The sequence below is a fragment of the Streptomyces cahuitamycinicus genome (assembly GCF_002891435.1).
Classification (GTDB): domain Bacteria; phylum Actinomycetota; class Actinomycetes; order Streptomycetales; family Streptomycetaceae; genus Streptomyces; species Streptomyces cahuitamycinicus.
In genome coordinates this window covers 1-11474 of record NZ_POUC01000260.1, presented here as the reverse complement: position 1 = coordinate 11474, position 11474 = coordinate 1, and the positions used below count along the sequence as shown (strand labels likewise).

The 11474-nt window shown below is 72.4% G+C and carries 9 protein-coding genes and 2 pseudogenes; 4 read left to right on the top strand and 7 right to left on the bottom strand.

What is annotated here, in order from left to right; genetic code table 11:
* The 3 genes and pseudogenes from C1J00_RS47105 to hutU form a co-directional block, all read right to left on the bottom strand.
* Nucleotides 1-159: pseudogene (locus tag C1J00_RS47105) on the bottom strand (formimidoylglutamate deiminase); the annotation flags it as partial.
* Entirely contained in the window at nt 150-1352 is a 1203-nt protein-coding gene (locus C1J00_RS28310; protein WP_102911840.1) for an allantoate amidohydrolase, read from the bottom strand. The gene C1J00_RS28310 and the pseudogene C1J00_RS47105, both read right to left, overlap by 10 nt.
* 29 nt (nt 1353-1381) lie before the next feature.
* Nucleotides 1382-3046 (bottom strand): urocanate hydratase, encoded by a 1665-nt coding sequence (gene hutU, locus C1J00_RS28305; protein WP_102911839.1) that lies wholly within the window; start codon nt 3044-3046, stop codon nt 1382-1384.
* A gap of 126 nt (nt 3047-3172) precedes the next feature.
* Here hutU and C1J00_RS28300 point away from each other — a divergent pair, with 126 nt between their 5' ends.
* The gene (locus tag C1J00_RS28300) at nt 3173-4546 is read left to right on the top strand and encodes a type III PLP-dependent enzyme domain-containing protein (RefSeq protein ID WP_102911838.1); all 1374 of its coding nucleotides are present in this window, start codon (nt 3173-3175) and stop codon (nt 4544-4546) included.
* Between the two features lie 73 nt (nt 4547-4619).
* Here the strand turns inward: C1J00_RS28300 and C1J00_RS28295 are convergent, their stop codons facing one another.
* Both C1J00_RS28295 and C1J00_RS28290 read right to left on the bottom strand, forming a co-directional pair.
* Nucleotides 4620-5204 carry a hypothetical protein gene (locus C1J00_RS28295; RefSeq protein WP_102911837.1) on the bottom strand — a complete coding sequence of 195 codons (585 nt, stop codon included), beginning with the start codon at nt 5202-5204 and terminating at the stop codon, nt 4620-4622.
* Nucleotides 5205-5291: 87 nt separating this feature from the next.
* Nucleotides 5292-6134 (bottom strand): MurR/RpiR family transcriptional regulator, encoded by an 843-nt coding sequence (locus C1J00_RS28290; RefSeq protein WP_102911836.1) that lies wholly within the window; start codon nt 6132-6134, stop codon nt 5292-5294.
* Between the two features lie 172 nt (nt 6135-6306).
* On the opposite strand from C1J00_RS28290, the gene C1J00_RS28285 reads away from it, so the two are divergent.
* A complete protein-coding gene (locus C1J00_RS28285) occupies nt 6307-6729 on the top strand; it encodes a hypothetical protein (protein WP_180989724.1) in 423 nt (140 codons plus the stop codon).
* Here C1J00_RS28285 and C1J00_RS47100 read toward each other — a convergent pair.
* Nucleotides 6714-7040, bottom strand: a pseudogene (locus tag C1J00_RS47100) (SDR family oxidoreductase); the annotation flags it as partial. The gene C1J00_RS28285 and the pseudogene C1J00_RS47100 sit on opposite strands and share 16 nt — an antisense overlap.
* Nucleotides 7041-7400: 360 nt before the next feature.
* Nucleotides 7401-8789: a cystathionine beta-synthase gene (locus C1J00_RS28275; protein ID WP_102911834.1), complete on the bottom strand. Its 1389-nt coding sequence runs from the start codon at nt 8787-8789 to the stop codon at nt 7401-7403.
* Between the two features lie 157 nt (nt 8790-8946).
* Between C1J00_RS28275 and C1J00_RS28270 the strand changes: the two genes are divergently transcribed.
* Together C1J00_RS28270 and C1J00_RS28265 are read left to right on the top strand one after the other, a co-directional pair.
* Nucleotides 8947-9972: an SGNH/GDSL hydrolase family protein gene (locus C1J00_RS28270; protein WP_102911833.1), complete on the top strand. Its 1026-nt coding sequence runs from the start codon at nt 8947-8949 to the stop codon at nt 9970-9972.
* Nucleotides 9973-10102: 130 nt separating this feature from the next.
* Entirely contained in the window at nt 10103-11323 is a 1221-nt protein-coding gene (locus C1J00_RS28265) for an acetyl-CoA C-acetyltransferase (RefSeq protein ID WP_102911832.1), read from the top strand.
* Nucleotides 11324-11474: the final 151 nt, after the last annotated feature.

The window sequence follows — 11474 nt, the reverse complement described above, 5'->3', positions numbered from 1 at the left end:
GGTGCGGACGGCGGTGATGCGGCCGTCCCGGACGTCGAGGGCGACGCCCGGCTCGATGGGGGTCCCCCCTGCGCGAGCGGAGCCGGGCGCTTGGGGGAGGGTGCCGAGCCAGGCGTGCTCCAGCCAGTACGTCCGCGGGGCCGCTGTCGTCACCTGCACGCCAGTCCTTCCAGTACGTCGGCGAGTGCGAGTACCCCGGCCACGCAGTCGTCCTCACTCGCGGACTCGGCCGGGGAGTGGGAGACGCCGGTGGGGTTGCGCACGAACAGCATGGCGGTCGGGATGCTCCCGGAGAGGATCCCGGCGTCGTGTCCGGCGCCGGTGCCCAGTACGGGGACGGTGAGGCCGGTGTCCGTGCCGAGGATGCGGGCGAGTTCATCGCGCAGGGCGTGGTCGAACTCGACGACGGGGGTGAAGGACTCACGGACGACGTCGAGGTCGATGCCGTGCGCGTCCGCGTACTGCCGGGCCGCCTTCTCGATGCCGCCGACCACGGTGTCGAGGCTCGACTGGTCCTCGGCACGGGAGTCGAGCCAGCCGCGCACCAGGGAGGGGATGGCGTTGACGCCGTTGGGCTCCACGGCGATCTTGCCGAAGGTGGCGACGGCTCCGGCGAGTTCGGCCTCGCGCCGGGCGGCGAGGACGGTCTCGGCGTACGACAGCATGGGGTCGCGCCGGTCGGCGAGCCGGGTGGTGCCGGCGTGGTTGGCCTCGCCGCGGAAGTCGAAGCGCCACCGGCCGTGCGGCCAGATGGCACTGGCGATGCCGACGCGGTCGCCGGACAGGTCGAGGGCCCGGCCCTGCTCGACGTGCAGTTCGACGAAGGCGCCGATGCGGGCGAGCCGTTCGGGGTCCGGCCCGATGGCGTCCGGGTCGTGTCCGGCGCCCTCCATGGCGCGCGGCAGTGTCACGCCGTCGCCGTCGGTGAGCCGGTGCGCCTGTTCGCGGGTGAGCTGCCCGGCGGTGAGCCGGGACCCGACGCAGGCGAGGCCGAACCGGGCGCCCTCCTCGTCGCCGAAGTTCACGATGCCGAGGGGTCGGGTGAAGCGGGCTTGTCGGCCGCGCAGTTCGTCCAGCGCGGCGAAGGCGGACACGACTCCGAGGGGGCCGTCGAAGGCACCGCCGTCCGGTACGGAGTCGAGGTGGGACCCGGTGACGACGGCATCGCCCCCGGCGGGGTCGCCCAGCCAGGCCCACTGGTTTCCGTTCCGGTCGACCTCGTGGGCGAGGCCGCGTGAGCGGGCCTGGTCCTCGAACCAGGCCCGGCATTCGCCGTCGGTCCCGGTCCAGGCGAACCGCCGGTACCCGCCGGAGTCGGGGTGCCGCCCGAGGGGGAGCAGCTCGCGCCACATCTGGTGGAAGGAGCTGCCGGTGTCCTGGGTCACGCCGGGTCACCCTCGCGCATCGGGACGCGGACGCCCCGCTCTCCCGCCACCGACTCCGCGATGTCGTATCCGGCGTCGACGTGCCGGATGACGCCCATGCCGGGGTCGTTGGTGAGCACGCGGCGGATCTTCTCGCCCGCGAGGGGCGTGCCGTCGGCCACGGTCACCTGCCCCGCGTGGATCGACCGGCCCATGCCGACGCCGCCGCCGTGGTGGATCGACACCCAGGACGCCCCGGAGGCGACGTTCACCATGGCGTTCAGCAGCGGCCAGTCGGCGATCGCGTCGGATCCGTCAAGCATGGCCTCGGTCTCCCGGTAGGGGGACGCGACGGAGCCGCAGTCGAGGTGGTCGCGGCCGATGACGACCGGCGCGGCCAGCTCCCCGCTCGCGACCATGTCGTTGAACCGCTCACCGGCCTTGTCCCGCTCGCCGTAGCCGAGCCAGCAGATCCGGGCGGGCAGGCCCTGGAAGCGGACGCGTTCGCCGGCCAGCTTGATCCAGCGGGCGAGGGACTCGTTCTCCGGGAAGAGGTCGAGGATCGCCTTGTCGGTCTTGGCGATGTCGGAGGCCTCGCCGGACAGGGCGGCCCAGCGGAACGGGCCCTTGCCCTCGCAGAACAGGGGCCGGATGTAGGCGGGGACGAAGCCGGGGAAGGCGAAGGCCCGGTCGTATCCGGCGAGCTGGGCCTCGCCGCGGATGGAGTTGCCGTAGTCGAAGACCTCGGCGCCGGCGTCCATGAAGCCGACCATGGCCTCGACATGCCGGGCCATGGACTCGCGGGCCCGGGTGGTGAAGCCGGCCGGGTCCTTGGCGGCGGCGTCGGCCATGTCCTCGAAAGCGGTGCCCAGGGGCAGGTAGGCGAGCGGGTCGTGGGCCGAGGTCTGGTCGGTCACGATGTCGATGGGGGCGCCCATGGCGAGGAGCCGCGGCAGCAGCTCGGCCGCGTTGCCGAGGACTCCGATGGAGAGGGGGCGGCGGGCGTCGCGTGCCTCGGTCGCCAGCTTCAGGGCGTGGTCCGGGCTGTCGGCCTTCACGTCCAGGTACCGGTGCTCGATGCGCCGCTCGATGGCACGCGGGTCACAGTCGATGCAGATCGCGACACCGTCGTTCATGGTCACGGCCAGGGGCTGGGCGCCGCCCATGCCGCCGAGGCCGGCGGTCAGGGTGATGGTGCCGGCCAGCGTCCCGCCGAACTTCTTGGCGGCGACGGCGGCGAAGGTCTCGTAGGTGCCCTGGAGGATGCCCTGGGTGCCGATGTAGATCCAGGAGCCCGCGGTCATCTGCCCGTACATGGTCAGGCCGAGGTGTTCGAGGCGGCGGAACTCCTCCCAGTTGGCCCAGTCGCCGACGAGGTTGGAGTTGGCGATGAGGACGCGCGGGGCCCACTCGTGGGTCTGCATGACACCGACGGGGCGGCCGGACTGGACCAGCATGGTCTCGTCCTGCTTCAGCCCCTTCAGGGTGCGCACCATCGCGTCGAAGGAGCGCCAGTCGCGCGCCGCCTTGCCGGTGCCGCCGTAGACGACGAGCTTGTCGGGGTGCTCGGCGACCTCCGGGTCGAGGTTGTTCTGCAGCATCCGCAGGGCGGCCTCCTGCTGCCATCCCAGGGCGCTCGGTTCCGTGCCGCGCGGCGCTCGGACGGGGCGGGGTCCTGACATGGTCGGCCTCCTGAGGGTGCTCCCAGCGGATGTTGCTGCTTCTATTCACATCCTGACCTCATGAATAGACCTAGTCAATACGTCGGGGCGTCGGCGCGGCGGTGCCGTGGATGTTTGGCTGGATGCATGGGCGCACACATCGAGGCGGAAGAGGCGGACGAGACCGGGGCCGGCCGGGCGGCCCGACGGGACGAGGCGGTGCGGGCCGCCGTGGAGCAGGGGCTGCTCGGACCCGGCAGCCCCGTCGTCGGGCTGCTGGACGTCACCGGCATCCGGGAGTCGGCGGCTCGGCTGCGGGCGGCGTTCGCCGCGGTGGTGGCGCCGGGCACGCCCGTGCTGCACGCCTTCGCGGTGAAGGCGACGCCGCTGGTGCCGGTCCTGCGGCTGCTGCGGGAGGAGGGCGTCGGCGCGGAGGTCGCGAGCCCGGGTGAGCTGGCCCTGGCGCGGGCGGCGGGCGTGCCGGTCGAGATGACGGTGCTCGACTCCCCCGCGAAGACCCCGGCCGAGCTGCGCGAGGCGCTGTCCCTGGGCATCGCCGTCAACGCCGACAATCCCCAAGAGCTGGATCGCATCGACACCCTGATGCGGTCACGGCCCAGCCGCTCCCCTCTCGGAATCCGGGTGAACCCGCAGGTCGGCGGGGGTTCCATCGAGGCGTTGTCGACGGCGACGGCCACCTCGAAGTTCGGGGTGGCGCTGCGCGACGAGGGTGCCCGGGAGTGGGTCGTCCAGGCGTATCTGGACCGGCCGTGGCTGACCCGGCTGCACGCGCACACCGGGTCCCAGGGCATCCCGCTGTCCCTGATGGCGCGGGGCGTGGCGGAGACGTACGCGCTGGCGGAGGAGATCAACCGGCGGGCCGGGCGGCGCCAGGTCGACACGCTCGACATCGGCGGCGGCCTGCCGGTGAACTTCGCGTCGGACGCGACGACGCCGACGTACGCACGGTACGCGCGGCTGCTGGCCGAGGAGGTGCCGGGGCTGTTCGACGGGCGGTACGGGCTGGTCACCGAGTTCGGGCGGTCACTGCTGGCGAAGCACGGGACGGTGGTGGCGCGCGTCGAGTACGCGAAGGCCTCCGGCGGGCGGGCGGTGGCGGTGACGCATGCCGGGGTGCAGGTGGCCACGCGGACGGTGTACGCGCCGGGGAGCTGGCCCTTGCGGATCTCCGCGTACGACGCGAAGGGGCGGCCGAAGGAGGGGCCCGTCGTCGTGCAGGACGTCGCGGGGCCGGCCTGTTTCGCGGGGGATCTGCTGGCGGAGGCCCGGTCCATGCCGCTGCTTGAGCAGGGGGACTACGCGGCGGCGCTGGACACCGGGGCGTACTACTTCGCGCATCACTATGGGTACAACTCGCTGGTGCGGCCCGGGGTGTACGGGTTCGGGCCGGGCGGGCGCTTCGCGGTGGTGCGGCGGGCGCAGACCGTGGAGGAGGTCGTCGCCGAGTCGGGTGGGGCGCAGGTAAATGCGTTGACGCGAGCGCCGTGGGAGGTTCCGTAGGTTTCCGGCCGCGGGTGCCTCGTGGCTTGTCGCGCAGTTCCCCGCGCCCCCAGCGGAGCGCACCGGCGCCGGATCACACCAGCGCCGGGGATTTCCTTCGGGCGCCTCCCGGGGCCGCGTCCCCTGCCGCGATGCCCGTGCTGCGGTACGCCCTCACCTGCTTGCCTGCCGGGTGGGCCGCTCCCCCGCGCAGCCAGTCCACGCGCACCCACAGCAACGCCTCGTCGGCCTGCTCCCGGCGGCCCAGCCAGGCCGATTTCAGCCAGAGGCCCGCCCCGCAGCCGGCCAGCAGCATGCCGCCGGCCGCCGGGGTCACGACGGCGCTGCCGAGGGCGGCGAGGAAGGCGAGCAGGAGCCACCAGCGGTTGCCCCGGCGCCAGTTGCGTACCGTGACCGCGCGGTCCTGGAGCACGTCGTGCTTGCCGGCCCGGGACGCGGCGGCGGCCAGGGCAGCGTATCGCCTGCGGCGTCCGCGGCCCACCGCCGCCGTCGCCAGGAGGAACAGCGCCGCCCCGGCCAGAACGCCGATGCGGCGTCCGGTCAGGCCCGGTGTGAGCAGGCCGATGCCCGCCGCGAGAACGCCCAGCCACCACAGCGGGGCCGCCCCCGCCCGTACGACGACGGCCACCCGGGCCAGTCCCTGTCCTCCGCGTGTCACGTCCAGCCTCCGTCCGGTCTCCAAGCCTCGGGGAGACGTACGGTAGCGACGCCACGTGAGACGAGTCTTAAAAATTCGCGGGTTCCGTCAGTCGACGAACAGGCCCCGCGCAGCCGCCTTCGTGTCGAACTCCTCCAGGCGAGACTGGGCCTGGGGCAGGTCGTCGCACATGGCCTCCAGCAGGACCCGGCCGAGCAGCATCGGCGCACAGGCCGTGTCGAAGGCGAGGCCGGTACCGACCGCGGCGGGCAGCAGCACGTCGGACACCTTGGCGACGGGGGCGAACGCGGAGTCGGCGACCGTGACGACGGTCAGCCCGGCCTCCTTGGCACAGGCGAGGGTGTCGACGACCTCGCGGGGGTGCCGGGGCAGCGCAAAACAGAGCAGTGCGCTCGCGCCGGCCCGGACGGCGGCGTCGATGCGGTCCTGGAGCATCGTGCCGCCCTCACCGAGCAGCCGTACGTCGGGATGGACCTTGGCGGCGAAGTAGGCGAAGCCGTGCGCCTGGGCGGCAGCCGCCCGAAGGCCGAGGACGAGCAGCGGGCGGGAGGCCGCGAGGAGGTGCCCCGCGCGCTGGACGGGCGCCGGGTCGGCCAGTGCCTCCGCCAGATGCCGCAGGTTCTCGATCTCGGCCTCGACGGCCTGCTGGTACTCGTTGCGAGCCCCGGCTTCCGCAGCGGGTTCGGCGGGGGCGACCTCACGCAGATGGCGGCGCAGGGCGGGGTAGCCGTCGAAGCCGAGGGCGACGGCGAAGCGGGTCACGGACGGCTGGCTGACCCCGGCCAGCTCGGCGAGCTCCACACTCGACAGGAACGGCACGTCGGCGGCGCGCCGCACCATGCTGTGCGCGATGCGCCGCTGGGTCGGCGTCAGCCGGTGGCCCTCGAAGAGCGCCTGGAGCCGCGCGGCAGGGCTGTCGGTCACGCTCATGACGTGCTCCCCCTCGCCTATTCAGTAGCTGAGGATTCTGCATGAGCATATGCAGACCGGCAAGCCGGACCGGAGGACGGCGGCCGGACCACCGGTAACCCCCTCCGGAACCGGGGGGCTAACCCCAGTGCGGCCGGCGCCGCGCCTTCCTACCGTGGACGGCATGACGGGAATGGACGCGCGGGACACCGACCTGAAGAAGGAACTTGACGCCACCCTGCACGCGCGCAGGGATCTGGGCGAGGAGTACGAGTCGGAGCTGGTCGACTCGTTCCTGGAGAAGGTCGACCAGCGGATCGACGGCGCGGTGGAACGCCGGGTGCGCCGGCAGCTCGCCGAGCAGCAGATGCAGACGACCCGGGACTCCCGGTCACCGAAGGCCATGGACTCCTGGGGCGAGCGGTTCGGCTTCGGGATCGTCTCCCTGGTCCTCGCGGTGCCGCTGTCGGCGATCGGCGGGGGCGTGGGGGATCTGCCCGGCCTGCTCGTCGCGTGGGCGGGCATCGTCGGCGTCAACATCGTCCAGGCGGCCCGCACCAACCCGAACCTCTTCGGCCGCCGCAAGTCCCCCCAGGGCAGTTACTGGGAGGACTGAGCACCCCGGCCCCGCCCGCGCCCGGGTCGGACCCGCCGCGTCGGCAGCGCGACGATCTGCCGCAGGTTGACCCGCCGCGGTCGGCTCGTCACGTAGGCCACCAGGTCGGCCGGCTCCTCGGCGGACAGTGCCCACCGCGTCGACCATGTCCTCCACCTGCCGGGACAGTTCGTCGTAGGAGATGTGGGTGCGCAGCTCGCTCTCGACGATGCCGGGCTCGATGTCGGTGACCCGGACGTCCCGGGGCCCGAACTCCCCGCGCAGGGCTTCCGACAGGTTGTGACGGCCGCCTTGGTCGCGCCGTACACCGCGGAGAACGCGCGGGGACCGCCGCACCCCCGTGACCGGGGGGCGGGACGACGGCGGTCCCCGCGAAGGACGCGGTTCCGGTCAGGCCGGGCGTGCGCGTCCATGGCGTCCGTGGAGGTCCGGGAGCCGCTCCGGAGGTCCGTCGACGCCGTTCGGCGCCGGCCGGGGCGGGGAGCCTTTCCCAGTGCTGAACGCCCTGGGAGCTACCCCCATCGCCCTGCCGACAACCACCAATGTGCAGGACGCGTGTTAAGCGGGTGCTGCGCGAACGTGACACCCGCGTACCGGTTTCGCGAAGTCCGCGAAGATCACGGACAGCGCAAGTTCACCCGGTTCACGGGCAGTTCACCGGACGTTGGCCGTCACTTCCCCGTGCGGGCGAGGAAGGACAGCAGGTCCTGGCGGCTGACCACGCCGGTCGGCTTGCCCTCGACGAGGACGATCGCCGCGTCCGCCTTGCCCAGCACGGCCATCAGGTCGGCGACGGGTTCGCCGGAGCCGACCTGGGGCAGCGGGCCGGACATGTGCTTCTCCAGCGGGTCGTCGAGCGAGGCGCTCTTGCTGAACAGCGCGTCGAGCAGCTCGCGTTCGACGACGGAGCCGACGACCTCGGCCGCCATCACGTCGGGGTGGCCGGCGCCCGGCTTGACGACCGGCATCTGCGAGACGCCGTACTCGCGCAGCACGTCGATGGCCTGACCGACCGTCTCCTCCGGGTGCATGTGGACGAGGGAGGGCATGTGGTCGCCGGCCTTGTCGGCGAGGACGTCGCCGACGCGGGCGCTGGGGCCGGCGTCCTCCAGGAAGCCGTAGTCGGCCATCCACTCGTCGTTGAAGATCTTGCTGAGATAGCCGCGGCCGCTGTCCGGCAGCAGCACCACCACGACGTCGTCCTCGTCGAGCCGCGCGGCGACCTCCAGCGCGGCCACGACGGCCATGCCGCAGGAGCCGCCGACCAGCAGGCCCTCCTCCTTGGCGAGGCGGCGGGTCATCTGGAAGGAGTCCTTGTCGGACACGGCGACGATCTCGTCCGCGACGCTTCGGTCGTAGGCGGTCGGCCAGAAGTCCTCACCGACGCCCTCGACGAGGTAGGGCCGGCCGGAGCCGCCGGAGTAGACGGAGCCCTCGGGGTCAGCGCCGACGACCTTCACCGAGCCGCCGCTGGCCTCCTTCAGGTAGCGGCCGGTCCCGGAAATGGTGCCGCCGGTGCCCACGCCCGTCACGAAGTGGGTGATCTTCCCCTCCGTCTGCTCCCACAGCTCGGGGCCGGTCGAGTGGTAGTGGGAGAGCGGGTTGTTGGGGTTGGAGTACTGGTCGGGCTTCCAGGCTCCGGGCGTCTCGCGGACCAGCCGGTCGGAGACGTTGTAGTAGGAGTCCGGGTGCTCGGGATCGACGGCGGTCGGGCACACCACGACCTCGGCGCCGTACGCGCGCAGCACGTTGATCTTGTCGGTGCTCACCTTGTCGGGGCACACGAAGATGCACTTGTACCCCTTCTGCTGGGCGACGATGGCGAGCCCGACGCCGGTGTTGCCGCTGGTCGGCTCGACGATCGTGCCGCCGGGCTTGAGCGCGCCGCTCTCCTCCGCCGCCTCGATCATGCGCAGGGCGATGCGGTCCTTCACCGAACCGCCGGGGTTGAAGTACTCCACCTTGGCCAGGACGGTCGCCCTGATGCCCTTGGTCACGCTGTTGAGCTTCACCAGCGGGGTGTTGCCGACGAGGCTGATCATCGAGTCGTGGAACTGCACCGTTGTCTCCGGATGCCGCAGAAGATGGTCTGTGTGGTGCCGCCAGCCTATGTGCTGCCCATGGTCCGTGACGGTCGTTCACTCCCCGTTGAGATTGGACGACGGGCTGTACGGGGCAAGCACTGGGTGTACGGGTTCGAGGAGGTGGCGGCGACGCATGACGAGCATGTCGAGGGCGAGGGTGGCCCGGCGGATCGCGGCCGGCGCGGCTTATGGCGGCGGCGGGATCGGTCTGGCCGGGGCGGCCACGGTGGGGCTGGTGCTGGCGGAGGTGCAGCTGGCGCGGCGCCGGGTGAGCAACGGCACGTCACCGCACGTGCCACACGCGGACGGGCTGTACGGCCGTATGTACGCCGGTCCGGCCGGGGTACCGCTGCGGCTGACGATGCTGGGCGACTCCACGGCCGCGGGTCAGGGGGTGCACCGCGGCGGGCAGACGCCGGGGGCGCTCCTGGCGTCCGGGCTCGCCGCGCTGGCCGAGCGCCCGGTGGAGCTGCGCACGGTGGCGACCCCGGGGGCCTGTTCGGACGACCTGGACCGCCAGGTGGCCCTGGTGCTGGCCGCTCCCGATCCCGTGCCCGACATCTGCGTGATCATGATCGGCGCGAACGACGTCACCCACCGCATGCCCGCGACGCGCTCGGTCCGCCATCTGGCCTCGGCGGTTCGCCGGCTTCGGACGGCCGGTGCGGAGGTCGTGGTCGGCACCTGCCCCGACCTCGGCACGATCGAGCCGGTGCGGCAACCCTTGCGCTGGCTGGCTCGACGGGCCTCGCGCCAGCTGGCGGCCGCCCAGACGATCGGAGTCGTCGAACAGGGCGGACGCACCGTGTCGCTGGGCGACCTGCTGGGGCCCGAGTTCGCCGAGAATCCGCGCGAGCTGTTCGGCCCGGACAGTTACCACCCCTCCGCCGAGGGCTATGCGACGGCGGCGATGGCGGTCCTGCCGTCCGTGTGTGCCTCCCTGGGCCTGTGGCCCGCCGAGGAGGAGCGCCCGGACGCCTCGCGCCGCGAGGGCTTCCTGCCGGTGGCGCGGGCGGCGGCCGAGGCCGCCTCGGAGGCGGGCACGGAGGTCGCCGCGGCGATGCTGAGCGGGCCGCGCGGGCCGTGGGCCCTGCTCAAGCGCCGGCGGCGTCGGCGGGTTCCCGAGCAGGAACCGGCCCCGGCGACCCCTTCGAACTGAGGAGCCTCGAAAAGCAAGCGCTTGGAAACTGCGGTCAGGGTCACACCGCGACACCCGTGACCCAGCCCATACGTACGGGTAACTTCCCAGTCAGCCCTGCCCGACCACCCGGTACGTCAATGGAGCCGTGATGCCCGAAGCCGTTATCGTCTCAGCCGCCCGCTCCCCCATCGGCCGCGCCGTCAAGGGCTCCCTCAAGGACCTCCGCCCGGACGACCTGACCGCCACGATCGTCCAGGCCGCCCTGGCCAAGGTCCCCGAGCTGGACCCGAAGGACATCGACGACCTGATGCTCGGCTGCGGCCTGCCCGGCGGCGAGCAGGGCCACAACCTCGGCCGGATCGTCGCCGTCCAGATGGGCATGGACCACCTGCCGGGCTGCACGGTCACCCGGTACTGCTCTTCCTCCCTGCAGACCTCCCGCATGGCCCTGCACGCCATCAAGGCGGGCGAGGGCGACGTGTTCATCTCGGCGGGTGTGGAGACGGTCTCCCGCTACGCCAAGGGCAGCTCCGACGGCCTGCCCGGTACCCACAACCCGCTCTTCGCCGACGCCGAGGCCCGCACGGTCGCGACCGCCCAGTCCGAGGGCTCGACCTGGCACGACCCGCGCGAGGACGGCCTGCTGCCCGACCCGTACATCGCGATGGGCCAGACCGCCGAGAACCTGGCCCGCGCCAAGGGCGTCACCCGTCAGGACATGGACGAGTTCGGCGTCCGCTCGCAGAACCTCGCCGAAGAGGCCATCAAGAACGGCTTCTGGGAGCGCGAGATCACCCCGGTGACCCTCCCCGACGGCACGGTCGTCTCCAAGGACGACGGCCCCCGCGCCGGCGTCACCCTGGAGGGCGTGCAGGGCCTCAAGCCGGTCTTCCGCCCCGACGGCATGGTCACCGCCGCCAACTGCTGCCCGCTGAACGACGGTGCCGCGGCCCTGGTGATCATGTCCGACACCAAGGCCCGCGAGCTCGGCCTCACCCCGCTCGCCCGGATCGTGTCGACCGGCGTCTCCGGCCTGTCGCCCGAGATCATGGGCCTGGGCCCGGTGGAGGCCAGCAAGCAGGCCCTGCGGCGCGCCGGGCTGGGCATCGACGACATCGACCTGGTCGAGATCAACGAGGCGTTCGCCGCCCAGGTGATCCCCTCCTACCGCGACCTGGGCATCCCGCTGGAGAAGCTGAACGTCAACGGCGGCGCCATCGCCGTCGGCCACCCCTTCGGCATGACCGGTGCCCGCATCACCACCACGCTCATCAACTCCCTGCAGTTCCACGACAAGCAGTTCGGTCTGGAGACGATGTGCGTGGGTGGCGGCCAGGGCATGGCCATGGTCATCGAGCGCCTCAGCTGATCGGCGCACCGTAGCCGCCGTAGCACCCGCTGTGAGCCCCCGGCCCAGAACCCTGGAATCCTCAGGGTTCTGGGCTGTTTTGTGATCCAATCTCCCCCAGGATGTGACCTATCTCCCTCCGCCAGGGGAGAACCCCAGGTCACAACAGCCC